This window comes from Methylovulum psychrotolerans (assembly GCF_002209385.1).
Taxonomy (GTDB): Bacteria; Pseudomonadota; Gammaproteobacteria; order Methylococcales; family Methylomonadaceae; genus Methylovulum; species Methylovulum psychrotolerans.
Genome location: NZ_CP022129.1, coordinates 4,252,488 through 4,277,504, shown reverse-complemented (window position 1 = coordinate 4,277,504; position 25,017 = coordinate 4,252,488). Strand labels below are relative to the sequence as shown.

22 protein-coding genes are annotated in these 25,017 nt (G+C 54.4%); 9 read left to right on the top strand and 13 right to left on the bottom strand.

What is annotated here, in order from left to right; genetic code table 11:
* Nucleotides 1-122: 122 nt before the first annotated feature.
* A complete protein-coding gene (locus CEK71_RS19240; RefSeq protein ID WP_088620900.1) occupies nucleotides 123-2,279 on the top strand; it encodes an FG-GAP repeat domain-containing protein in 2,157 nt (718 codons plus the stop codon).
* A gap of 294 nt (nucleotides 2,280-2,573) precedes the next feature.
* A complete protein-coding gene (locus CEK71_RS19235) occupies nucleotides 2,574-4,700 on the top strand; it encodes an FG-GAP repeat domain-containing protein (RefSeq protein ID WP_088620899.1) in 2,127 nt (708 codons plus the stop codon).
* 59 nt (nucleotides 4,701-4,759) lie between these two features.
* Here CEK71_RS19235 and CEK71_RS19230 read toward each other — a convergent pair whose 3' ends face one another.
* Nucleotides 4,760-5,737 carry a type II secretion system F family protein gene (locus CEK71_RS19230; RefSeq protein WP_088620898.1) on the bottom strand — a complete coding sequence of 326 codons (978 nt, stop codon included), beginning with the start codon at nucleotides 5,735-5,737 and terminating at the stop codon, nucleotides 4,760-4,762.
* Between the two features lie 295 nt (nucleotides 5,738-6,032).
* Here CEK71_RS19230 and CEK71_RS19225 point away from each other — a divergent pair, with 295 nt between their 5' ends.
* From CEK71_RS19225 to CEK71_RS19215, 3 genes are all read left to right on the top strand, one after another.
* Complete coding sequence (locus CEK71_RS19225; RefSeq protein ID WP_088620897.1) at nucleotides 6,033-6,446, top strand: hypothetical protein; 414 nt, start codon at nucleotides 6,033-6,035, stop codon at nucleotides 6,444-6,446.
* A 39-nt stretch (nucleotides 6,447-6,485) separates the two neighbouring features.
* The gene (locus CEK71_RS19220) at nucleotides 6,486-6,863 is read left to right on the top strand and encodes a hypothetical protein (protein ID WP_088620896.1); all 378 of its coding nucleotides are present in this window, start codon (nucleotides 6,486-6,488) and stop codon (nucleotides 6,861-6,863) included.
* Between the two features lie 326 nt (nucleotides 6,864-7,189).
* On the top strand, nucleotides 7,190-7,633 hold the full coding sequence (locus CEK71_RS19215) for a hypothetical protein (protein ID WP_088620895.1): 444 nt from the start codon (nucleotides 7,190-7,192) through the stop codon (nucleotides 7,631-7,633).
* A 233-nt stretch (nucleotides 7,634-7,866) separates the two neighbouring features.
* Here the strand turns inward: CEK71_RS19215 and CEK71_RS19210 are convergent, their stop codons facing one another.
* The 11 genes from CEK71_RS19210 to CEK71_RS19160 form a co-directional block, all read right to left on the bottom strand.
* Nucleotides 7,867-9,054 carry a Ni,Fe-hydrogenase I large subunit gene (locus CEK71_RS19210; RefSeq protein ID WP_088620894.1) on the bottom strand — a complete coding sequence of 396 codons (1,188 nt, stop codon included), beginning with the start codon at nucleotides 9,052-9,054 and terminating at the stop codon, nucleotides 7,867-7,869.
* Nucleotides 9,051-9,521, bottom strand: coding sequence for a [NiFe]-hydrogenase assembly chaperone HybE (hybE, locus tag CEK71_RS19205; protein WP_088620893.1), 471 nt, complete (start codon nucleotides 9,519-9,521; stop codon nucleotides 9,051-9,053). The genes CEK71_RS19210 and hybE overlap by 4 nt, the downstream gene beginning before the upstream one ends.
* On the bottom strand, nucleotides 9,521-9,742 hold the full coding sequence (locus CEK71_RS19200; protein WP_088620892.1) for a rubredoxin: 222 nt from the start codon (nucleotides 9,740-9,742) through the stop codon (nucleotides 9,521-9,523). Before CEK71_RS19200 ends, hybE begins: the two co-directional genes overlap by 1 nt.
* Nucleotides 9,739-10,587: a hydrogenase expression/formation protein gene (locus tag CEK71_RS19195; protein ID WP_088620891.1), complete on the bottom strand. Its 849-nt coding sequence runs from the start codon at nucleotides 10,585-10,587 to the stop codon at nucleotides 9,739-9,741. The genes CEK71_RS19200 and CEK71_RS19195 overlap by 4 nt, the downstream gene beginning before the upstream one ends.
* A gap of 83 nt (nucleotides 10,588-10,670) precedes the next feature.
* A complete protein-coding gene (locus CEK71_RS19190) occupies nucleotides 10,671-11,090 on the bottom strand; it encodes a thioredoxin domain-containing protein (RefSeq protein ID WP_088620890.1) in 420 nt (139 codons plus the stop codon).
* Nucleotides 11,087-11,395: a HypC/HybG/HupF family hydrogenase formation chaperone gene (locus CEK71_RS19185; RefSeq protein ID WP_088620889.1), complete on the bottom strand. Its 309-nt coding sequence runs from the start codon at nucleotides 11,393-11,395 to the stop codon at nucleotides 11,087-11,089. Before CEK71_RS19185 ends, CEK71_RS19190 begins: the two co-directional genes overlap by 4 nt.
* Nucleotides 11,395-12,066, bottom strand: a complete 672-nt coding sequence (locus CEK71_RS19180; protein ID WP_088620888.1) for a HyaD/HybD family hydrogenase maturation endopeptidase — start codon at nucleotides 12,064-12,066, stop codon at nucleotides 11,395-11,397. Before CEK71_RS19180 ends, CEK71_RS19185 begins: the two co-directional genes overlap by 1 nt.
* Nucleotides 12,067-12,068: 2 nt before the next feature.
* Entirely contained in the window at nucleotides 12,069-12,779 is a 711-nt protein-coding gene (gene cybH, locus CEK71_RS19175; protein ID WP_088620887.1) for a Ni/Fe-hydrogenase, b-type cytochrome subunit, read from the bottom strand.
* A 9-nt stretch (nucleotides 12,780-12,788) separates the two neighbouring features.
* The gene (locus tag CEK71_RS19170) at nucleotides 12,789-13,388 is read right to left on the bottom strand and encodes a HupE/UreJ family protein (protein WP_088620886.1); all 600 of its coding nucleotides are present in this window, start codon (nucleotides 13,386-13,388) and stop codon (nucleotides 12,789-12,791) included.
* Nucleotides 13,389-13,401: 13 nt separating this feature from the next.
* Nucleotides 13,402-15,198 carry a nickel-dependent hydrogenase large subunit gene (locus tag CEK71_RS19165; protein WP_088620885.1) on the bottom strand — a complete coding sequence of 599 codons (1,797 nt, stop codon included), beginning with the start codon at nucleotides 15,196-15,198 and terminating at the stop codon, nucleotides 13,402-13,404.
* Nucleotides 15,198-16,274 (bottom strand): hydrogenase small subunit, encoded by a 1,077-nt coding sequence (locus CEK71_RS19160; RefSeq protein ID WP_088620884.1) that lies wholly within the window; start codon nucleotides 16,272-16,274, stop codon nucleotides 15,198-15,200. Before CEK71_RS19160 ends, CEK71_RS19165 begins: the two co-directional genes overlap by 1 nt.
* Before the next feature lie 1,044 nt (nucleotides 16,275-17,318).
* On the opposite strand from CEK71_RS19160, the gene CEK71_RS19150 reads away from it, so the two are divergent.
* Nucleotides 17,319-19,031 (top strand): hypothetical protein, encoded by a 1,713-nt coding sequence (locus CEK71_RS19150; RefSeq protein WP_088621698.1) that lies wholly within the window; start codon nucleotides 17,319-17,321, stop codon nucleotides 19,029-19,031.
* 65 nt (nucleotides 19,032-19,096) lie between these two features.
* Nucleotides 19,097-20,647 carry a cytochrome c family protein gene (locus CEK71_RS19145; protein WP_088620883.1) on the top strand — a complete coding sequence of 517 codons (1,551 nt, stop codon included), beginning with the start codon at nucleotides 19,097-19,099 and terminating at the stop codon, nucleotides 20,645-20,647.
* Nucleotides 20,648-20,896: 249 nt separating this feature from the next.
* On the opposite strand, the gene CEK71_RS19140 is transcribed toward CEK71_RS19145, so the two are convergent.
* Nucleotides 20,897-22,504 (bottom strand): MFS transporter, encoded by a 1,608-nt coding sequence (locus tag CEK71_RS19140; protein WP_088620882.1) that lies wholly within the window; start codon nucleotides 22,502-22,504, stop codon nucleotides 20,897-20,899.
* 627 nt (nucleotides 22,505-23,131) lie between these two features.
* Here CEK71_RS19140 and CEK71_RS19135 point away from each other — a divergent pair.
* Together CEK71_RS19135 and rsmD are read left to right on the top strand one after the other, a co-directional pair.
* On the top strand, nucleotides 23,132-24,433 hold the full coding sequence (locus tag CEK71_RS19135) for a M16 family metallopeptidase (protein ID WP_088620881.1): 1,302 nt from the start codon (nucleotides 23,132-23,134) through the stop codon (nucleotides 24,431-24,433).
* Nucleotides 24,423-24,983: a 16S rRNA (guanine(966)-N(2))-methyltransferase RsmD gene (gene rsmD, locus CEK71_RS19130; RefSeq protein WP_088620880.1), complete on the top strand. Its 561-nt coding sequence runs from the start codon at nucleotides 24,423-24,425 to the stop codon at nucleotides 24,981-24,983. The genes CEK71_RS19135 and rsmD overlap by 11 nt, the downstream gene beginning before the upstream one ends.
* Nucleotides 24,984-25,017: the final 34 nt, after the last annotated feature.

Sequence of the window (25,017 nt, the reverse complement as noted above, 5' to 3'; positions counted from 1 at the left end):
GCCGAAGTCTTTAAGCAAAACCCGCCCAAGCACAATTACCTTGATAATTCCAGGCAGTTGGTTATCATTAAAGCACCGCCTTTGGACAACCGCCCGACTAACCCGCCCCTACCGGAACTATTATGCGCACCCTAACCGCCCTGCCCTTCGCCCTGTTCGTGCTAGCCCCCTACACCAGCCTACAGGCCGCTTCCTTAAGCGTCGCCGCCAAAGCGGACTACGCCGCCGGAACGCAGCCCTACAGCATCGCCGCCGCCGATGTCGACAACAGCAGCCGCCCCGACCTGATCCTGGCCAACGCGGGCGGCAACACCGTCAGCGTCCTGATCGACAAAGGCGCGGGGACATTCAAGGCCAAGGTCGATTACGCCACGGGCAAAGTCCCGTTGGGGGTGGCGGTGGCCGACACCAACGGCGACGGCAAACCGGACTTGCTGGTCGCCAACGGCGGCGGCAATTCGGTCAGCGTCCTGCTCGGCAACGGTAACGGCACGTTTAAGGCCAAGGTGGATTATGCGGTCGGGCTTAAGCCTTACGGCGTGAAAGCCGCCGATGTCAACAGCGACGGCAAGCTTGACCTGCTCACCGCCAACAGCGGCGGCAATTCGGCCAGTGTCCTGCTCGGCAACGGCGACGGCACCTTTGGCGCAAAAGCCGACTTCGCCACGGGCAGCGCACCGTTGCAAGTGGTGGTCGGCGACATCAACCACGACGGCAAGGCCGACCTGATGACCGCCAACAGCACCGCCAACACCGTCAGCGTCCTGCTCGGCAACGGCAACGGCACCTTTAAAGGCAAAACCGACTACATTACGGGTTCAGCACCCAAAGACTTAACCCTAGCCGATGCCGACCGCAACGGCCAGCCAGACCTGCTGGTCGCCAACACGAACGGCAATTCCGTCAGCGTATTATTGGGCAACGGCGACGGCAGCTTCAAAGGCAAAACCGACTATGCCACCGATACCGCCCCGCGCGGCCTGAGCGTCAGTGATGCCAACAACGACGGCAAACCCGATGTCAGCACCGCCAACTTCAACAGCAACACCATCAGCGTGTTACTGGGCAACGGCGACGGCAGCTTCCAAGCCAAGGCCGACTTCGCCACTGGCACAGGGCCGTTCGCCGTCGCCACCACCGACGTTGACCGCAACGGCAAGCCCGACTGGCTGGTCGCCAACAGCACAGGTAACTCGGCCAGCGTGTTGCTGGACACCACCAGCTTCCAGCCGATAGGGAAGCTTAAGGCGGCGGTGTCCGTACCTGTTGGCCCAGGCGTGGGCAGCACAGTAGCAGGCGACATTAACAACGATGGCAAGCCCGATTTGGTGGCGGCAAGTTATAGCGCCAATACGTTCAATGTGTTATTGGGCAAGGGTAACGGCAGCTTTGCCGATAAGGTTAGTTACCCCGCCGAAGGTAGCCCTGAATGGATAGCTTTGGGTGATATAAACCATGACGGCTATGCCGATTTAGCCGCTGTCCTACAAGCTGACCTAAAAATACTGCTAGGCAAAGGCGACGGCTCTTTTATGGACAAGATGAATTATGCTATCGACATCAGTACGGACAACATACAGTTGGGCGACCTTAACGGTGACGGCCACACTGACATAGTGCTGGCGGACGAGACCATTAATATCAGCGTATTTTTAGGCAACGGCGACGGCACCTTCTTGCCGAAACAGGTTTTCCCCATGAATGCGCCCACCGCTAACAATGTCAGCCTAGCCTTAGGCGATATAAACAATGACGGCAAGCTGGATGTGGCGGCCACTATCAATACGTTTACCGATACGGCTAGCTATTTTGTCAGGGTCTTATTCGGCAAGGGTGACGGCTCGTTTAGTGCCCAAGCCGACTACCCCAGCCCCACACTCATGTCAGGCATAACCTTAGCCCGGCTAAATGCCGACCACTATTTGGATATAGTGCTGACCCACAGATTTGACGACACGGTGAGTGTTATGTTGGGCAAACCGGGTGGCGGCTTCCAAAACAGTGTCGATTATCCTACCGGTAGGTTGCCCGCCGCCGTCAAAACCGCTGACCTGAATGCCGACGGCAAAACCGATGTGATCGTGCAAAGCCTTGGAGACCCTGCCATCACTGTCTATTTCGGCAAAGGCGACGGCACATTGCAGGGCAAAACCACTTACGCCATCAATACGCCGGAAGATATTGCAATCGGTGATTTTAACCGTGACGGCAAGCCAGACTTGGCAATTCCTGACAATATTGACGGCACAATCGGCCTCTTTTTTAACGGTGCGCCGTAACGCCAATTGACCTAAAACCGCATGGCGTAGCGAAGTGGGCGGGTACGGGCAGGGCAAGCGGTTCTGCCCGACCTTTCTCACTATCGCCAGCGTCAAAATACCCGCGTTAAACGCTATGGCTTAGCGAAGGGGCGGCAAAGCGAACGGCGGCTGTTGGCTTACTGGCCGAATTGGCGGCACCGAAACATAAAACCTAAAAGCGACAATTACCTTGATAAAACCAAGCAGTTGGCTATTATTAATAGCATCGCCTTTGGGCGACTAACCGACTAACCAGCCCTCACCGGAATTATTATGCGCACCCTAACCGCCCTGCCCTTCGCCCTGTTCGTGCTAGCCCCCTACACCAGCCTACAGGCCGCTTCCTTAAGCGTCGCCGCCAAAGCGGACTACGCCGCCGGAACGCAGCCCTACAGCATCGCCGCCGCCGATGTCGACAACAGCAGCCGCCCCGACCTGATCCTGGCCAACGCGGGCGGCAACACCGTCAGCGTCCTGATCGACAAAGGCGCGGGGACATTCAAGGCCAAGGTCGATTACGCCACGGGCAAAGTCCCGTTGGGGGTGGCGGTGGCCGACACCAACGGCGATGGCAAACCGGACTTGCTGGTCGCCAACGGCGGCGGCAATTCGGTCAGCGTCCTGCTCGGCAACGGTAACGGCACGTTTAAGGCCAAGGTGGATTATGCGGTCGGGCTTAAGCCTTACGGCGTGAAAGCCGCCGATGTCAACAGCGACGGTAAGCTTGACCTGCTCACCGCCAACAGCGGCGGCAATTCGGCCAGTGTCCTGCTCGGCAACGGCGACGGCACCTTTGGCGCAAAAGCCGACTTCGCCACGGGCAGCGCACCGTTGCAAGTGGTGGTCGGCGACATCAACCACGACGGCAAGGCCGACCTGATGACCGCCAACAGCACCGCCAACACTGTCAGCGTCCTGCTCGGCAACGGCAACGGCACGTTTAAAACCAAAACCGACTACGCCACGGGCAAAATCCCCAAAGACTTGGCGTTAACCGATGCCGACCGCAACGGCCAGCCTGACCTGTTGGTCGCCAACACGAACGGCAATTCCGTCAGCGTATTATTGGGCAACGGCGACGGCAGCTTCGAAGGCAAAACCGATTATCCCACCGGCACCGCCCCGCGCGGCCTGACCGTCAGCGATGTTAACAACGACGGCAAGCCCGATGTCAGCACCGCCAACTATAAAGACAACACCATCAGCGTGTTACTGGGCAACGGCGACGGCAGCTTCCAAGCCAAGGCCGATTTCGCCACGGGTACCGGCCCGTTCGCCCTCGCCGCCACCGACGTTGACCGCAACGGCAAGCCCGACTGGCTGGTCGCCAACAGCACAGGCGGCTCGGCCAGCGTATTGCTGGACAAAACCAGCTTCCAGCCGATAGGGAAACTGCAAGCCCCCGAAGCATTGACCGTAGGCAATGGCCCCTTCTCCATAGCGGCCAGCGACCTTAACCATGACGGCAAACCGGATTTGCTGACGGCAAATTATGTAGACAACACGCTGAGCGTCTTACTGGGCAACGGCGACGGTAGCTTTGCCGATAAACAGGACTACCCCACCACGCCGTTCCCGGTCTCGGCACTGGTCGTCGAACTCAATAACGACGGCAAGCCCGATGTGGCGGTATTGGGCGGGAGTTTGGCCATTTCCTTAGGCAACGGTGACGGTACATTTACCGCCAAGAACAGCTACGCCGTCAGTTCCGCCACCAATGTGCTGAAAATGGCCGACCTCAATAATGACCGAAAAACCGATTTACTGACTTTATCGATAGAAACAGAAACGCTGAGCATCTATTTAGGCAATGGCGACGGCAGCTTAATGCCTAAAACCGACCTCGCTATCAACGCCAGCCTGTTTGCGCTAGGCGACATCAACCATGATAATAAGACGGATCTGGTAATTCCGAACGGCACAGCATTACAGGTGATGCTAGGCAAAGGCGACGGACAATTTGCCCCGCCCCAAACCGCGCTTACCCTAAGCTTCAGTAGCGCCGCTATTGAGTTAGCGCAATTAAACGCCGATGCCTACACCGATGTGGTGCTGACAGATCCGTTACATAAAACCGTCAACGTCTTTTTAGGCAAAGGCAACGGCAGCTTTGTCAGTAAAGCCAGTTACCCCACGGGTAACGACTCGTCAGGCTTACTGGTGGCGGATATGGATGCCGACGGCAAAGCCGATTTATTGGTAGGCAACCGCTTTGACGGCAATGTTACCCTATTGGCAGGCAAAGGCGACGGCACTTTTTTCAATAAAGCCAGTTATGCCGTCTTTGCCAACCCAAGCACTTTGATGGTCAGCGACCTAAACCGGGACGGTAAACCCGACCTGGCCAGCCCCAACATCTTCCTCAATAACATCAGCATCCTGTACAACGGCGCACCGTAAGCCGCCTTACCTACGGCTTTAACACCCAGCGGCACGGTAGCCCCAGCCCCGTGCCGCGCTTAAGCTAAAACCGGCGGCAACGGCAAGCCCCTCGCCAAAATCCCATAAGCCATCCACAACCCTATCGCCGTATACACCAAACGCGGCAACCACTCCGCTAACGCCTCATCCTGCAAGGCCAAGGTTTGCGCGTCCAGCTCGGTGAAATGCTGTAAGGTCTCGGCCAACTGGCCGCTGTACTCCCCGGTATTGATAATCTGCCAAGTCGCGGGCTTGACCAAACTGACCGCCGCCAACGTTTCCGAGACACTCGCCCCAGTCGGCAACAACGCCAACGCCGGGCGGAACTGCGCCCTTAAGCGCGTGTTCGGTATCGCGGCGACCGCTTGCGGCAAAGCTTGCGAGTAAGGCAAACCCGCCTCCAACAGCAACGCCAACAGAAAATAACAACGGTTAAGCTGGCGTGCCGTCAACCACGCCGCAACGGGCGGCAGCCTCAGTTGCAGGGAATGCCAAGCGCCGCTCACCCCCAAAGCCACCAACACTGTCGGCAGTTTCAGCAACGCGCCAATACCCACCGCCAGCATCGCTAAGGTACCCGCGCTTTGCGCCAAATAGTCCGCCGCACTGATCCGCGCGGCGACCAAATCCGGCAACGGCTGGACAAACAAACTGATCACCAGCACCGCCGCCGGTAAATACAACCGCGACAGCATTTGCTTACGCCGCCGTGCTGTCGCGGCATAATACGCCGCCAGCTTTGCATACACAGCCGCCAAACAGCCGCCCTGCTCCGCCGCCGCCAACACCAGCCGCTGGTTATCGTCAAACAACCCTGCCCGAAAACCCGCCTCACTGATTTTCTGGCCGCTTCTCAGGCGCGTCGGCAGGGTGTTTAAAGCCTTGCGCAACAACGGAGTATTTTTGCCGACCAACGCGAACGCCTCGGCGGCAGGCAAACCCGCCTGCTCCAAATGCGCCAATTGCTGGAAAAGCTGGGCTTGCTGGTCTAGGGTAAGGGTGATTTTTTTGGGCATAATAGCGGCTTGGCCGTAAATTATCGTCGGTCGGGCAAGGGATTTATTTACCCGACATTGTCCCCTCCCGCCAGTGCGTAGAGTAGGCGGGGACAGCTTGCCGCATTAGCGCACTGTTGGCAAGCCCCGCCGCAAAAATCCAACCTAGGCGGCCCCCGCTATTTATTACCTAGCACCACTTGATTACTTCCTGCATTTACGGGTATTATTAGTCCCGCTTATTGCACATTCCCAAGTGGTAAGGTCTGTTTTACAACACCGTTCCGTAACCGTTAACACAAAGAAGGAGAGGCTTATGAGTTTGGGGTATTTTATCGTGCTGGATAACCAAGAGCCGGGGTTTGACACTTTTGTCAACGGCAAGGATTTTGCCCACTGCGAAACCTTGGAAGAGATAACCCAAAAGCTGGGGATCGCTGATATCTATAGCTATGTAGACGGCGATGCCGAAGCGTTGTTCGGCGAAGGCGGTGATGAATACGAAGAAGAAGAAGAAGGCGACGGGCCACCGTTTGACCCCAGCAAATATGTCTGGTTCGACCCTGCCGAGGGCATCAGTTACTTCGGAACGCTGAAAGCCCATTTTGAAAACGACGGCGCAACAACCCCAAACGCCGAGGGCATTAGCGAAGATTTGGGCGAATTTATTAGTGTCTTGGAGCAAGCAGCGGCGATTGGCGCGAAATGGCATCTGCAAATGGACATTTAGTGAACGTCCTGCATTATTATTACCCTATTGTCGAACCCGATGCCGATAAAAACGGCTAAGCGGACGGCAAATTGGCAGCGGTTGCGCGAGACCCACTTGCTGTGGCTGTCGGCAAGCCTCCTCAGCCTAGTGTTATTTGGGCATAGCCAGCATTGGTTTCCGCCCGCGCTGTTTGGGGCGGCGTTAACCGATAGGGCTTCTTTGACCGCCCTTCTCATCATCACGTTTATGAGCTTGTTGTCGCTGCATACCGTCAGCAACGCCCGTTATCCGGCACAGAGCCTGTTCTTGTCAGGCATAATAATGGGCTTATCCTTGGCTTTCGCATGGGGGATTAATGGCATCACTTGTATTTTAATTTTTGGGATAACGCCTATCTTTAAAGCTGGGTTCGCTGAATGTACGCGTAAGGCGTAACCACATAGCCGGGCGTGTTGTTATAGATACCGTCACTGATTAAGCGACATAGAGACAGGCCAACTTGACATGTTCGGTTAGGCGCGGGGTTAAAGCCCTCGGGCAAAGGCTAAAGACCTTTGCACTCCACTGGAGAGGCCACCCCGAACGGAGTGCAAAGGTCTTTAGCCATTGCACGATAGCCTAACCGTGTGTACCAACGTTTAGCCTGTCGTTTGCTTAACGCCGGACGCTATATATCCTGAAGTGTGATTGTTAACTAAAAGCAAACTTAATTTTAAAACAAGTTTGGGAGTAGCGGATTTTAACAGTGGAGACCTTAGCGTATGGGCAAAACCTATCTTGATCCCGCCACACAATGGCAGAAGACAGTGTTACTGGCACAAGCTTGGCTGCAACGCCATGCGCAAGCGATTGCGGCTATTCCTGATGACTCAGAAGATTGGTCTTATGAAGATTGGTGTTATCAGCATAACCGCTATATGGCACTGTATTTTAAAGACCCTAAGGCCATGAGCAGCCATTGGGCCGCCGATATTTTTTGGAGCTTCAAGCATTATCCGCATAGGACATTGGGTAATCCGTGGCAACTGGCGATAGCGAACCGAAACACGGCGAATTTGCGGCAAGGCGATTGCGCTTTGTTATTATTGACGAATGGTGTTGCCCGGCATCCTATTTGGTGCGTATCATCTAAAGGCCGACAGCTAGCGGCGTATTATATGTTTACGGATAGGCTGGGGGGTAAAGGGGTCATGAACCTTATATAGCTAATCCGATATAAAAAGATGTCCTGTAACCGCCCCAGTGAAGAGGTCGTCAACGGAACATCGTGCTTGGTTGCGGATGGATTTAAGCTGTGCCCATTTGTGTTCGATAGGGTTAAGGTCTGGGATGGAGACGTATTCCATTGCAATCTATTGTTTTAATTAAATATAATGACTCATCTGTTGCCTAAAATTTGAGCTATTTATTTTAATGTTAAAAACTTGATCATCGAGTTTTACCTGCCACTATCGGTTAGGTTTACGGTGTAACGGACGCAAGGGTCTAGCGCGTTAAGCAGCAACTCCGCCTGCAATTTTAGCTCAGCAGGGGCGGCGGGTTTTAATTGCAACAAGCTTTGGGCGGCCACCCCATCGGGATGGAAATTCCATTCGGTAGGCGCGATAATCCGGTAATCGTACACCTTATTTTGCCTCAACACCAAGCGATGTATTAATAAACCGCGCGCTGCTTGGATTTGTGCCAAGGCGTGACCGTCACAGCTTATGCTGTGGGCAGATACCGCCCCAGCATCTTGGCAACCTAACAACTGCCTTAAACGGGTCGGCGTATCGGCCACCGCCAATAAACGGGCCACTAGGCGCACGATCAGGCCGTTGCCATAACGGCCTTGCAATTCGACTATTAACGGTTGCGCCCGTTGGCGGTTTAATAACGTCGTTTCAAAACAACGGCCTTGCCAGTGCGGCAAGCGGCTAAAGGCAGTTAAATCTTGTTGCCGGATATATTCTAGCCACGCCGCCGCCTCCAACGGCGGCAAGCAAGCGACCTGATTTTGGCCGGATGCCGCCCATTCCCTGTCATAAACTTCCGCCAACAAACGCGCAGGCAAGGCATTGCTTTGCCGTAGCCAAGCGCGTAATTGCGCGTCCGTCCTTAGCTGCTGAAAGTCGGCCAAGCCACCATTAAAAAGTGCCGTGTCAATCAGGGCTGCCAATCCGTCAATAAGCCGCTGTAGCGGCACAATATCGGTCTCGGCACGGCTATCGAGTTTGAACGCCTCGCCGTACCGGAATAACTGCTGTTTAAACAACGCTACGGATTGCAATAATGCCGCCAAGGGTTTTTTATCGGGAACCGCACCGATAAGACCCGGCCAAGTTAATAAAATTGGCCATGCGTGTTCGCGTAAGGTTTCAAGTTGCACCAGCATAGTGTGGGCATTATCGGCGGCGGGGTCGGCTGCTATGCCTAAGGCGGCACGGCAGGCCAGTAAGGCGGTATAGGCTTGGGCATTGCCGCACAGCGTAAAGAGCAAGGCCACGGTGTCGAGCAGTTGCTTCGGGGTTTTGCCCAACAACAGTTGGCTGGCCGCTATTATAGGACGGCTGGAGGCTATCGCCACCCGGCAGGGCTTGCCTTCTTGGTGGTAAAGATCAATACTGAGGGAGCCTGCCAGCGTCATTCAGGGCTGTTGCTACGCATAGAACCGCGCAATATATTCCGGCGGCTGATGCCGTGTGGTGCAGGCACTGCCAATAAGCCTTGCAAAGCCGTTTGTGCCGAAATGACGGCGGCGGCTTGGCTATCGAACTGGAACATCGGCGAAAACAGGGAACAGGCCGCATACAGGCCGATGGCCGCTTCGCTGGCTACGGTAAACTCAAACAGCCCATAAGGGAAATGCCGCTCGATTTTACCGCCCGGCACCAGCCCCTGCCAAGTGCCATGCTGTCCGGGCACTAACAGCAAGTTCATAAACCACGGCGTAACCACTATACCCAGCCAATCTGTCTCAACCGCCCTAAAGCCAATGGCTTGTACAGACAAGGCGTTATTCAGCACCGGCATTCCCTGCATACGTGTCGCTAAAATGTTGTTAAACACCGTTTCCAAGGTACAACCGAGCTGCTTGCCGTTCTGCCAACGCATCAGCCGTCTACCAATAAAAAATCTTGTTTTGCCGCGCCGCATTGCGGGCAGCTCCAATGTGCCGGCAAGTCGGCGAACGCCGTACCGGACGGGATTTGCCAGACTTCATCACCCACTGCCGGGTCATAGACATACCAGCATATTTTGCATTCCAGCGTAGTCTCCGGCGGCAAGCTTAAGGCATCGCCCGCATAAGACCCGGCAAAAAACGGCACGCTCACCAGTAGACCTGCATAATGTCCTGCAAACGCTGGCAACTGTCGGCAATGTCTTCCGGTGAAGCGCAGGCGACGCTAGGCACATCGCTCACTTCCAAAGTATTGAGGATTAAGGTGTCCTGCGAATTAAAATACTGCACCCACCAGACAAACGCCGTACCCGTCGCGGTAATCCGGCAATTGCCGTAGCCCCGCGAGAGTATCGTCACCGTACCTGTGCCTAGCCGTTGCGCCAAGAACAGCAAATCTTGTTCGGTTTGCGGCAACAAACTCAAATTGATGGTATGCACCTCCCCGCCCGGCTGATAATCGGCAATTTTGGCGTTCAGCTCCGCCAGTAACGGCGGCGCATTCATCACCCCCACAGGCAGTTCTGTCCAGTGGGTGTCGATTTGCGTTGCCATACCCGCAAACGCCCCGTGCAGGAGTTGTGCGGGGATAATGCCGACCTCCAGCGTGTCTTTGACGATGTGCCGTTCGCTATTGAGGGTCTGCAAACGCCAAACACCAGCCAGTACCGATTCTTGGATACGGATTTCTTGGCTACCCGAACAGATGGCGCTGACTTCCCCCTCCCCCAGCAGTTCGTCAATAAACTGGCGGTTATCGGCAGACAATCCGCTCAAGTCATTTTCTGCCGTCAACAAGGGGAAGGCGTTCAAGGCTTGTTGCAATTGCTGCACCGCATTTTTGGCCTGCGGCAACTGCGTTAGGCTTAATTGCGTTGATAACTGCGGCATCCGATACGTCGCCATATCCTCCGGCATCGGCAAATACGCCAAGGCAACGCCGTCTTGTTCCGGCGGCTGGCTACCTTGGCCAAAAATTGGCAGAGAGATTGAGGTCATAATAATCGGGGCTTAAAAGGCTGAAAAGATAGGCTGGGGGGGCTTTGGTTATTTGGCAAAACCACAGGCTGCGCTGCCACGACTCAATGGGCGGCTTGGCAAACCCTATCCAAATCAAATTTGGGGGGTATGCTAGGGGGGCTACTGAGAATCTTGGCGGTTTCTTGCATAAATTCCTGCCAGTCGCGGATACCCGTGATAACGCCCAAATAATCGCCATTACGCAAAAACACCAGCGACGGCCAACCCGTAAAGCGGAACCGCGCCTGTAATTCGCGTTCGATAGGTTTGGCGATCAGCGCCGCCTGTAACTGGCCACCAACCGCTTTCAGCAATTCCGGCAGAATCACCGCGACATCGTTGCTTTCGGGAAATTGGCTGGGGTCGTTACTGAAAAACAGCACCACGGTTTTATGGCTATAGACAAAGAAATCGTAATTGTCGGCATCCAGCACCGGATAACCGTACCGGGTAGTCAATTGGGCAAGCAAGGGTGAACTCATGATAATAAAAACTCCGGCAAGGGCGGTTCCCGACCGACCAAGTCGGCGAAAAGGTCATCTATTTGGCTTTGTTCTATAGGGTGTTGGCCCATGATCAAGTGCATGGCTTCCAAGGCATCGGCGATTTGCCGGGCTTTTTCTTCACTCAGCACTTCCCTGGCGGTGTCAAGGAACACCAACACCCAAGTGCCGACAGGTTGCGCACCGACCAACAGCAGATCAACCAGCGTATCACCGCCACGGTAGCGGCACAGGGCCGTATCGCCCTGTAGACCGATAACTTGCATGGGCAGGCCGATACACATCAGTATTTGCCCCGATAATCGACATCCACCCGCAAGGTGCAGCCTTCCGCCGAAGGCGGCGCAGATACGGTAAAATCAACGGCTTGTAAAACCCGCCCGTCACCCATCCGGCAAGCTTCGTCCGCACTGGGGCGTTCTTGTTCGTAACGGCGCAGATCCAGCACCGGGTCGGCCAAGCTGGCTACCGTCCGGGTAGGTTCGGCACTGATGCCAAAACCTGCCAGATAAACCAAAGCCATTGCTATGGCGGGTTGGATTTGGGCTTTAATCTGTGGCCGCAAGCTGCCGCCATAATCGTCCAGTTCCACTGGCTGTACGCCAACCAACAACAAATGCTGCGGATAAGCACCGAGCATTTGCGCCATCGCCAACACTTCTTGGAAGCCGGTCTGGTGCAGGCTCATTTTTTTTGCGCCCAAAAAATTCGGCACATCGGCGTTTTCCAGGCATTTTAACGTTGCTGGCGGCAGGCCGTAATCTATCGCGTCGAACACGACCAAAATATCGGCTGCCTGTACATGTTCGACCAGATAGACACCTTGGGTGCCGCCATCCAACACCGTGACGTTATCCGGGAAACGGTAGTGCTGTTGCAGATGCCCGATGACCCGGACACCAAAGCCTTCATCAGCCCACAACACATTGCCTATGCCTAACAGTAACACCTTCATAGTCAATGCATATCATCCAGCGGTTTATCGTCTTTAAACGTGCGCCAGCCCGTCACCATCGTCGATAAGATGCTTTGCCGGGACACTTTATCCTCCCGCACCGCGACATAAATATGGATCAGCACAAAACAGACGATCAGCCACATGACCAGATGATGCCAACTATGTACGCTTTGGCTACCGCCAAACAGCGGCAAAACCCAAGAGCTGAATAAGCTATATTGCCAAGTGCCTTGCCCAGTCCCTTCGCCATACAGCGCAAAGCCAGTGATGACCATAAACAGCGAACCCCAGACAAAGGCGAAGTGCATAGCCAGCAAGGCCAAAGGGTTATGGCCGGCATATTTGCGCGGCTCTTTGGCTAAAAAGGCGTACCAGAGGATTTCATGGCCGACACCTTGCCAAAACACCTTGGACAATAACGGCGGCTGAAAGATTTCCTTGGCATAGCCGTTCCCCGCGTACGCCCAGTACAGCCGGAACAACAAGCCTATCGCCAACAGATAGCCAGCGGCAAAATGCCCGAAGCGGATGTAACCCATCAGAAAATGTTCGGAGGCTTCACCGCCTACCGAAGCCAGCGGCGCGGCGATGAAATAGCCTGTTAAGATCAAGGTCAGGATCAGCAGGGCGTTTAAGCCGTGCCATAACCGGACGGGTTTTTCATAGACATATACCGCTGGCAGCGGGGTGTTTACTGTAGGCTCGGTCATGGCAATTCCTTAGGCGCTGAATAACAGCCAAACCCCGGTCAGGCCGGTCAGCGTACCGTAAAGGTGGAGCAAGCCGATCGCATGGCCGCGTCGGGCGACCCAGCCTAAAATCCACCCTAAGCCTAACAGGACTGCCGTAGCCGCCACCATTCCGGTCATATAAGCCACCCCGGACACAGCAAGCGGCATTTCGCTGCCGTGCGCCAAGCCGTGCAGGGCGGCAAAAACCGCCACCGCCACCCAAAGCCAGGGCTGTGGTACCCGCTGTGTACCGCAGCCCAACGCAGTGCCGACCGCCAGCAACGAGACGATAAGCCCGGTTTCGGCATAAACAAAGTGCCCACCCGCCAAGCCGAATAACGCCCCCGCCACCATGAACACCAAAAATAGCAAAACGGCTAGGCCGGCCAGACGGTGGTTCTGGGTACTGACCCACAGACCTAAACCTAACATCACCAGACAGTGATCCAGCCCCAAAAACGGATGCAAAAAGCCGTGGCTAAAGCCATCGGTAGCTAACAGGCCAGTATGTGCCGATACGCTATGGGAAAACGCCAGCAAACCGCCCAAGGACAAGCATTGCAACGTGATTCTGTGCCAATCGTTCATAAAAAATCTCCTCTCAACGGACTTTGACTTGGGTTAATTCGCTGCCGTCCGGGCTGATGATATGCGTGGAACACGCCAGACACGGATCGAAACTATGCAAGGTACGCAAAATTTCCACGGGTTCTTCGGGACGCTCCACCTTGGTGTTCATTAAGGCGGCTTCAAAAGCCCCGATGTTGCCTTGGTCATCACGCGGCGAACCGTTCCAAGTGGTGGGGACTACGCATTGGTAATTGGCGATTTTGGTATTTTCGATTTTCAACCAATGCCCCAACGCCCCACGCGGCGCTTCGGTGAAGCCCACCCCTTTGACGCTGCTAGGCCAGGTTTGCGGGTCCCATTTGGTGACATTGGCCGTCGCCAAATCGCCCGCTTTAATATTGGCCATCATTTTGTCCATAAAATAGCGCATCTTGCCAGCCGCCCATTGTGCTTCCAAACCCCGCGCCGCCGTCCTGCCTAAGGTCGAGAACAAGGCGGTGACGGGTACGTCCAGCGTTTTCAAAACAACGTTAATTTGTTCGGTGATTTCCTTATCGCCTTGCGCATAACCGATGACATACCGCGCCAACGGCCCTACTTCCATCGCATGGCCGCGCCAACGCGGGGCCTTGATCCAAGAATATTTGGCGGCTTCGTCCAGTTCTTTAATATGGGTGCGGTCGCCTTTGGTATTCGGCCCCAGCTTATAATTAGGTTCGGTGATGCCGTCCCAAGGGTGCAGGCCCAATGATTCGTCAGGGTAACGGTACCACGAGTGCGGGATGAACTCTTTGATTTGCTCAGGGTCGGTCAAATCGACTTCATGGACTTTCGTCAAATCGCCGTTGATGATCGCCCCGCGCGGCATCAGCAAATTTGCCGCCGAATAATCGTTGGCATTATCAGGGATGTCACCGTAAGACAACAGGCTTTGCCCGGAGATGCCGCCGCCGTACAGCCAGCCTTTGTAAAACTGGGCAATCGCCAGCAAATCGGGGATATACACTTGGTCGATAAAGGTGATGGTGCGGTCGATAATCGACGACACCAAATTCAGGCGTTCCATATTGATCGCACCCACTGCGCCGATGCCGTCAATATTAATCGCGCAAGGCACACCACCGACCAGCCAATTCGGATGCGGGTCTTTACCGCCAAAGATCGTGCGGATTTTCATAATGTCTTTTTGAAAATCCAAAGCTTCCAGATAATGCGTCACCGCCATCAAATCGGCTTCCGGCGACAACAAATAAGCCGGATTTGTCCAATAACCGTTTTTAAACGGCCCTAACTGCCCGGATTCGACAAATTTTAACAAGCGGTTTTGAGTGTCACGGAAGTAACCGGGCGACGATTTGGGGTTATGCGGCGAGATGGACTGTTGTAACGCCGAAGTCGCCGCCGGGTCAGCTTTCAGGGCATTGACCGGATTCACCCAATCCAAGGCGTGCAAATGGTAAAAATGCACCAGATGGTCTTGCACTTGCAGGCTTAACTGCATCAGATTGCGTATTGAATTGGCGTTTTCAGGAATCTGTATTTTTAACGCATCTTCAACAGCGCGTACCGAAGTCAAGGCATGAGTCCCGGTGCAGACCCCGCAGATACGCTGCACAAACGCCCAAGCGTCGCGCGGGTCGCGACCTTTGAGGATCACTTCCAAGCCCCGCCACATCGTGCCGCTGGAAATGGCGTTGCGGATGATATTATCCTCATCAATATTGACTTCACAGCGCATGTGGCCTTCGATACGGGTGACCGGATCGACCACAACGCGGCGGCCCGCGTCATTTAAGTTAAAGCCGTTAGGGGTTTTGGTGACGGTCATTAGCGTTCTGCTCCTGGTTGTTTGGCACGGTTCAGTGCGGTCAAGCCCGCATGGGCGGCAATGCCGACCCCGACGACAGCCGCCGCCGTACCGCCGACCGTATCGGCGTTGGCTTCAATGCCGAATTGGTTAATATCGGTGAGGCGTTCATAAAAACTGCCTTTATCCCAGAAACCGTCTTCAGAACAACCGATACAGCCGTGACCGGATTGGATAGGAAAGGACAAGCCCTCGTTCCAACGCACGGTTGAGCAAGCGTTATAAGTGGTCGGCCCCTTACAGCCCATTTTGTACAGGCAATGGCCTTGCCGTGCCGCTTCGTCATCCCAGTGTTCGACAAATTGCCCGGCATCAAAATGCGGCCTTCTATAGCATTTGTCATGGATGCGCTGGCTGTAGAACATTTGCGGACGGCCTTGCCTGTCCAAAGTCGGCAATTTGTCGAAGGTCAACAAATACGCCACCACCGCCGTCATCACTTCGGCAATTGGCGGGCAACCGGGGACTTTGATGATCGGCTTGTCGGCCAGTCCCGGCACTTTATGTACGGGTGTGGCTTGGGTAGGGTTCGGTTTGGCGGCTTGCACACATCCCCACGACGCGCAAGACCCCCAAGAAATGATGGCTTTGCAGCTTTCCGCCGCATATTTGAGCTGCTCGACAAAAGGCCGGCCCCCGATAATGCAATACATGCCGTCTTCCGCCAGCGGCGGATTGCCTTCCACGGCCAAGATATAGTTGCCTTTATATTTCTCGACAATCTCATCAATAATGGCTTCGGCATTATGCCCGGCCGCCGCCATAATGGTGTCGTCGTAATCTAGCGACAACATCGACAAGATCACGTCTTTGGCTAACGGGTGGCCGGAACGGATAAACGATTCCGAGCAACAGGTACATTCCAAGCCATGTAACCACAGCACCGGGATACGCGGCTTGGTTTCCATCGCATGGGCGATTTTGGGGGCGAAAGCGGGGGCAAGCCCTAAGGATGCCGCCGTCAGGCTACAGAATTTAAGAAAACTGCGGCGGGTAATGCCTTGCCTGCGCATGACATCGTAAAAAGTCTCATTCATTCAGGAACTCCTGGCGTTCTCAGTACCGCATTTCCGACCCGACTTTTTTCTTGATCTGCCGCCGCCTGATAAGAACGGTGGCTTTGTCGCTTGGAAGCGCTGATGTATTTGCTTATTATTTTCTGATGTTACGCAGACATTTTCTGCGATTTGAAAAATAAATAATGAGTCGCTGTCGCGACAGTTTTTTTAATCGGGTTCTCGCACCCGAAGGCGAGATACTTTCTTTTGCTCCGCCAAAAGAAAGTATCCAAAGAAAAGGCGGCCCGGTTGCCGCTTGATCCTGCGCTTCTCGGTTTTGTCGGGGGTCGGTAAAATGGGCTTCCTGCCCATTTACCGACGCGCGGCATCCCTGCCGCGCCCCTTTATGCCCTATGGGTATTCGGGCTGATCCCGACAAAACCTGCGATGCTCGGCGCGGCAAACGGGGGGTAAAGCACGTTACTGCGTAACGTCAGTTATTATTGTTTTGGCACAGTGATGGCTATTGCCAAATAGCTGATCCTGCTTTGCAGTCAAAAAGCAACATTTATGCCGGATAAATGCCAGACTAAAAACCTTTATAAAAGCAGGGGAAATAGGGGGTGCCGCCGCTGTAAAAGCGGTTACGTCATGTCGCTTATATGACAAAAGTGACAAATGGCGGGGTGAATTGCTTGAAAGCCTACGCGGACGTTTCGGCTTCACCAAACGCCATGACCGTTATAGGACGAGGAAGCTGTTAAATCCGAATCTGGCCAGGATTGCCGCCAATAAACGGCAACGCTTGCCGGAATGGCGGTGTAAAAAGATAAAACCCCCCGCTTACCTTAAATAACGGTTTCTTGTTGGTTAACAGGTAGTATCAAATAGGTGTTTTCTATCGGTTTGTGAAATCATACCTGAGTACAGATGTAGTTTATCACTAAAAATATCGAAAAATCATCAAGAAATAAACTTTTAGTTTTTTTAAAGGTGTTGACGGATTATACTGATGCCCCATCATAGAACAAGGGCGACATGTCTGCGTTTATTTTCAACTTTTTTGATAAGGAAACTATGCTCATGAGTACAATCAGCCGTTTTTGGACACCCGCCAATATCCAAGACTTCAGCAACAATACCACCCAGCAAACTGCGATGGATGCGCAATGGAACACCAACTTGAATGGTTTCACCCAGCAAGGCATCGCCGGCAATCCATGGAATGCCACCAATTCGCCCGTCGCCAGCAATTATTTTAATCCTTTGACGGATCCGTCGGCTTCAAGCAGCGCTTATGTGCAGATTACTTGGTCGGCTTTTCCGGGGCGGATTGCCGCGTATTTCCCAACACTGAGCAGCACCCAGCAATTGGAGTTGGGCGACACCGGGTATCTGTCCTCAAGCAATGCCGCCGGACAAACCGTTTACACCCCATTCGGCAATATTCCGCAAACCCCTTGCACACCCGTTGCCACCGAACAAGTCCCTTATGGCCCTTATGGCCCGCGCGGTTGGCAAGACGAATATTGCGAATGGTCTGTTTACCGTGATGCTGCCACCAATAAAATCATCCGTATCGATTTTACTTGCGAAAACCCCGAATATTGGAACACCTTATGGATGATAGACCCTGACCAAGTTTTAGCTTTGTACCAACAAACCTTAGGCAAGCCGCAAATCCAATTGGCGGACTTGCAACTCATGGGCAGCAACGGGCAGTCCGTCATTGACCCGTCCACAGGCCGCCCGGTTTACAACCCGCTCAACAAGTGGAACTCAGGCCCCGTGTCCACTGACAGCTACGGCGGGGCGATGCACTTGACCAGCACGCCTAACACCTTACAAACGGAAATTGGCCTGGCCGGGGCGGCAACGGTGCAGCGCATCCAAAGTTGCGAACCGAATGTCGGCAGCCCGCAAAATGATTTGATTTGCTGTGCGCAATATGGGCAATTGCACCGTAACAGCGATCCGAACATTGGCTATCAGACGAACCAAACCGTCAGCGGCGGCTACAGCGTCAGTTTAGCCAACCCGCCCGGCCTGTATATCCAAACCCCGAATTTTTCGACGTTTGCCGTACCTGAGGGACAAACCGCCAATCCTGCTGATTTCTGGCAAGTGGTACGCGGTTCCGATAGTTTGGTAGATGAGTTCGGCAACACCATGCCCGGCAATTTTATTCTTCATGCGGCTTATGAAGTGCCGGCGGAATTGGGTTTCACGGTAGGCGACATGACCATCCAAGGACAGCCGATCAATTGGGGAGGACAGATCGTCCAGCAAATTCTTATGCAAATTGTCGCAATGGGCTATGCCGCGCCTGTCGCAGCGGCAATCCCTTGCGTTGGCACCCCCGACGTGTCTTACGCACAGCCGGCGCAACTGTTCCATCAAGCCGTATTCACAGGACTGTACGCCACTGGCATTTCCGGTGTCGATTTCCCGATGAGTTTGGTCAGCAATAGCACCCTCATCGCACCGCTGGTGGCACAAGGGGCGGTCAACGTGCCGATGGTGCTGGTGTGCGCCACCGTCGCCTTGGGTGCAAGCGGCCAGCTGCCCGCCGTCAGTTTTTCCGACCCGGCCATCAGCGTGTCAGTGGTGTCGGCCATGCCGGTCACTTATGCCGTACCTGGCAACACTTATCCGTCCGAATACACGGCTTTGAATATTGTCGTGTCGGTCGGCGCCAGCGCAAGCTTAGGGTTACAAGATGTCTATGTCACCAATGTCGGGCAAACGCAACAAGCCCCGATGCCATCGCTACTGAATATCGTCAGCGCCATCTAAAGGTATTATTGGCCTCTTGCCTTTACCACAAGAGGCCAAGCCCTACCCAATGACAGGAACGAATTATGAATATCTACAGCGTATTGTTAAGCGCAGTATTGCTCGGTGTAGGCGGTCCGGTGTGCGCCTTGCAAGATACGGCCAAAGTGCCCGCAACGGCGAAAACCACCACCACGGCTGCCACATCGATCACCTGCGGTACGGGCTTGCCGCCCGTCAGCATCAATTTCTCGGCCGCCGTGCCTTATGATCTGAAAACCTTTTCCAACCAACTGACCGTGGATTGCTTTGCTTGGTCAGAATTTGTTTCGCTAAACTGGCCCACCAGCGGCACAGGGTTTGGTGATCCCGGCGACACCGCCCCCGTACAATGGCAAAGCTATATGGATGCCGGATTACTGTTCCCTAGCGACGGCTCGACCCCACCGCCATGGGGTAGCCAACCCGCCTTGCCGGAAAATTGCGCTAGCCAAGCCAAGCTGACCGCATCCAGCAAAAGAATGCGGGTTTTTTCAATGACGGGTAAAACCGATTCGCCGTTTTCGACAGGCCAGGCCGCCCCGCAAAATGCGCCGAACTGGTTAGGTGCGCAAAACGGCAGCAATGCGTGGTATGAAATAACCGTCAGCCAAGACGAATACAATTATGTCGTCAACAACGGCCTGTACAATGCCAACACCCAAGCCAGCTATGTCAACAACGGGCAAGGCTCCCCTGTAGTTTTGCCTAAAGGCTGCTCTACAGAGCTTGGGCAAACTTGTCCGAACGGTTCGATGCTCGGCGCGGTGGAAATGAAGGCGGCGTGGATGGAAGCGCCGGATTATGGCAGTAACCCAAAATGGAGCCGTTATAAAATCACCGAAGGTTTGGTCATTGATCCTAGCACCCAGCAATGCCGCCAGACTAATCTTGCCTTGGTCGGTTTGCATATCTTGCATAAAACCACTAACCAGCCAACTTGGGTTTGGGCGACTTTCGAACATATTGACAATGTCCCTACGGCCAATGTGCAGGCACCTAGCGGCGGCTATAACTTTTATAACGCCAATTGCCAGACACAAACACTCTCTGTGCCGGCGGCTTGCACCACTCAGGGCGGCAGCGGCACCGTTCCGGTCACGGTCAGTTGCACCGCCAACCAATCGCCGCCCTATTATTTGGGCCAAGGTTGCCCCAAGCCTGTGCCTATCCAAGTGACGCGCACCACCCAACTGGACAGTAATGCGCAAACGGCCAACCAAACTGTGCAAAACGGCATCAGGCAAAATTATCCGAATTCGGTTTGGCAATACTATCAGTTAGTTGACGTGCTATGGTCGACCAATCCCACGCAAGACCCCAGTAAACCCTATGCGGTACCGCACCCGTTGACCAGCATGACCTCAGGCAGTGGGGGTTTGGTGGCGAACACCACCCTAGAAACGTATGTGCAAAACACAACGTGTACAAGTTGCCACGAGTATGCCGCCATCGCGCCGAAAACCGCCACTTGTCCACCAGCAAGTTCTGGCGGCAACAGCGGGTCGTGCAGTTCAGACTTCAGCTTTTTATTCGGGCAAGTAGGCCCTGCCCAAGCCAACGTGCTGGGGTTGAAACGTATATTTAAGGCCCATTGAAGCGATAAGGGACGGGCAGGAAATCATTCAGGCAAACGCTAAAAGGTACGGTGCTTGGAGTGCGGGCATTTTGCCTGCCTCCTTTGCGGGCAAGATGCCTGCGCTCCAAATTTGCCGAGGTTATTTTTATGCCCGTCCCTAAGCCGCCATGCTATAACTGGACTTTGCCCGGCACATTACTGCCTGCCGGGGCAGGGAAGCGGCGGTTTTTGACGGCTGGTATTTAAGATCTGCCGTTACCGGGTAACGTCAGCTATGCTTAACCGCGATATAGTGGGACACTTTGCTGATGGCAGCTCCGATAAGGCAGCGGTTGATTTTATCCTGAACCGCCTGGTCTGCTTTAGAGACGCGTTCATGTTGGCGTAGATGTTCAAGCCAAGATTCCACCATAAAGCATTCGATAAAATGATCCGCCTGTGCCGTATCTTGGAATAACTCCCAAAAATAAGCCCCATTTCTACGGCGCATTTTTTGTAGCGGCAAACTGAGGCGTAAAAAGTCCTGGCGCTTATCAAGGGCGACCGGGTATTCCAAGGTAATCAATACCGGCCCTTGGTCATGTTGTGGCACTTGTTCGGTGATCGGTGCGGGCCAGTGCAGCGAAGGGGTGAAATCACAATTCTCATAACCGCTGATACGTTGCCGCCAAGTGGCAAGAATGCTTAACAGCATCCCCGCCGCCGCCAACACCAAAGCATAAGGCAAGCCGCCAATGTCTGCCAGATAGCCCCATAAGATACTGCCGCCCGCCATGCTGCCCATAAACGCCATCATAAAAACCGATATGCCCCGCGCCCTGACCCATTCCGGCAAACTGGCCTGGACGGCGACTTGTAGGGAAGAGATGACGATAAGCCAACTTGCCCCAATAATAAACATCAACACCCCCAGCAGGTACAGGTTATTCAGGCTCGCCAGCACCGCCAGTATGGCCGCATAGCCGAGTGAAGCCAGCCTAATGCTGTTATCACTGTCAAGATGCCGACGCAAATGCGGCAGGAGAAACGCGCAGGACACCGCGCCCAGCCCCACACAGGCCCAGAGTGCGCCATAAACCGAAGGCCCCGCCAGCAAGTGCTGGCGGACAAAAATAGGCAGCAATGCCCATAAGGCACTGGCAAACAGGAAAAATGCCGCCCCTCGGATCAGCGCCGCTTGCAGCATCTGGGAATGCCGGGCATAGCGTAAACCGGAACGGATGGCGCTGAACAAGCGCTCGGCGGGCAAACTGCTGGTACGGTAGTCCCTTTTCCAGGCGACCAACACCGCCAACACCCCAAAAAAGGAGACCGCGTTTAACAAAAATACGCTGGCCGGGCCAAACGCGGCAATCAGCAGCCCGGCCAAGGCTGGGCCTATGGCGCGGGCAATGTTGATACCTAGCCCGTTCAGGGTAATCGCGGCTTGCAGTTCGGCTTTAGGCACCAGTTCCGGCACAATGGCCGCCCAGGCAGGCAAGTTCATGGCACTGCCGCAGCCGAGCATAAAAGTAAACGCCAGCAGCAGCCAGCCCGTCGTCTGGCCTGTTAAGGTGCAAAAACCTAAACCCGCCGCCGCCAGCAGCATCCATAATTGGGTAATGAGCAAATAACGGCGGCGATCGACAATGTCCGCCAGCGCCCCGGCGGGTAAGGCCAGTAACACAATAGGCAAGGTGGTTGAGGATTGTACTAAGGCGACCATCAACGGCGAGGCCGACAGCGAGGTCATTAACCAAGCCGCCCCCACATCCTGCATCCAAGTGCCGATATTGGACGCAATGGTCGCCAGCCATAACGCCCGGAATATTTTATGCCGCAACGGGCTCCAAGCTGAATAGGTCTGGCTATCATTAGGTGACGACGTTGCTTGCATATCCCATACCTTCGCTAAACGCGAGCAGTGATTCCACAAAAATAACCAAAGAAAGCCTCGGCAAGGTTAGGGATAAAGCTTCCCCTGCCCTTCGCCAAGGCCTTATTTGACCCTAGGCGAAATCATAACAACACGGGGCGTACTAAGTCCAACCTTAACGGGCGGATACCTTTAACTCGATCATCAAGTTTTTCATAAAGCCCGCCCTGAATAGGGTAGGGAGTTTGTTAAAAACACACGCGTGTAGGGTAAGACGGCTCCCTCCCCTGATGGGGAGGGCTGGGGTCACTGCCATTAAGTTAAGGAAATTCTGTTCAGAAACAATGTTTTTTCTTCCTTTTATGGAAGTTCAGCAACCCCCTTGCCGATGTCTTTTGTCTGGGCGGGTTACGGTGCTTTCGTTCCAAGCAAGGTTAAAATCTCTGAGCTATATGTATAAGTCATTGATTTTATTCTCCCCACCCCAACCCTCCCCATCAGGGGAGGGAGCGTCCACCTTGATAAGCCTTAGCTTTCCGCTAGTTTCCCCCACTATTAAGAGGTGACTTTATGAAAAACTTGATCATTGGGTTTAAAGTAGCCGCCATCCCCCCACAACCGCATTCATCCTAGAGGATTGCTAACATTATGCGTTTTTACTTATTCAGTTTCCTGATCTTCCTACTTAGCCAAACGGCCAGTGCGGCGGCTAAAATCGAGCATTGGCAAACCCCGCAAGGTAGCCGGGTGTATTATGTCCATACCGAAGGCTTGCCGATGGCGGACATCCAAGTGCTGTTTGACGCAGGCAGTGCGCGGGATGGGGCGCAGTTTGGCTTAGCGTCGTTAACCGCCGGCTTGCTGGACACTGGCGCGGGCGAGTGGGATGCCAATGCCATTGCCGACCGTTTTGAAAGCGTCGGGGCCAACTTTGGCGCGGCTAGCGCGATAGACAACGCCACCGTGTCCTTACGGACACTGACCGACAAGCCGCTGTTCGACAAAGCTCTGGCGACCATGGAAGTCATCCTCAGCAAGCCGCATTTTGCCGCCGCTGATTTTGAGCGCGAAAAAAACCGCACCTTGGCCGGACTGAAGCAACAGGAAGAATCGCCTGGCGACTTGGCAAAAATCGCTTTTTATCAAGCCTTGTACGGCAACCATCCTTACGCGCACCCTGATGAAGGCACCTTAAGCACAGTCGCCGCCTTAAGCGCTGCCGATGTACAGGCGTTTTACCAACGCTACTATGTCGCCGCCAACGCCGTCATCGTCATTGTCGGCGATTTGTCCGCCGAGCAGGCCAAACGCACAGCCGAGCAGTTGGTGCAACATTTGCCTACCGGACAAAAACCGCCCGCTTTGCCGGAGGTCGCCCCGCCAGTTAAAGGCAGTGAGCAACATATCGAATTCCCGTCCACGCAAACCCATGTCTTAGTCGGTTTGCCGGGTACTTTCCGCAAAGATCCCGATTACTTCACTCTGTATGTCGGCAACCATATCTTGGGTGGCGGCGGTTTGGTGTCGAAGTTATTTGATGAAGTGCGCGAAAAACGCGGCTTGGCGTATAGCGCGTCCAGTGCCTTTGTGCCCTTGTTAAAGCCGGGCCCGTTTTTAATCAGCCTGCAAACCCGCAACGACCAAACGCCCGAAGCCTTAAAAGTCCTGCATAAGACCCTGGCCGATTTTATCGCCCAAGGCCCTAGTGACGCGGAGCTGAAAGCCGCCAAGCAAAACATCACGGGCGGTTTCGCCATGCGCTTTGACACCAATAAGAAATTGGCCAGCTATGTCGGCATGATCGGCTTTTATGAACTGCCCTTGGATTATCTGGATACCTTCCAACAAAACATTGACAACGTCACCAGCGCCGCCATTACCGATGCCTTAAAACGCCGGGTACCTGTAGACCTGTTGCAAACCGTTACGGTCGGTAAGCGTGCAAAATAAGCTGCGGATTATTGGCGGCGACTGGCGCAGCCGCCAAGTGCTGTTTGACGATGCTCCCGGCCTGCGCCCCACACCCGCGCGGGTGCGCGAGACTTTGTTCAACTGGCTGCACTACGACCTGTTAGGCCACCGTTGCTTGGATTTATACGCGGGCAGCGGTGCCTTGGGTTTTGAAGCGGCTTCTAGGGGCGCGAAACAGGTGGTGCTGGTCGAGCAAAACCCGACCGTGTGCCGATGCCTAAAAAGCAATGCCGACAAGCTTGCCGCGACTCAGATTCAGATCGTCCAAACCGATGCCTTCCGCTATTTGGCGGGCAACGCCGAACCGTTTGATGTGGTGTTTATCGACCCGCCCTTTAGCCTAGGCGTGGCGGCGCAAAGCTGCCACTGGCTAGAAGATAAGGGCTGGCTCAGTCCCCACGCGAAAATCTATGTCGAATCGGCCAGCAACGTGCCGCTGATGGACTTACCAACGAATTGGCAGGTGCTGAAAAGCAAGGTGGCGGGCGAAGTGGCTTATCAATTGTTTGGGCGTAACGAAGGCGCGTGATGTATGTACCGCGCTATTGCGCGTCTTATCTGCC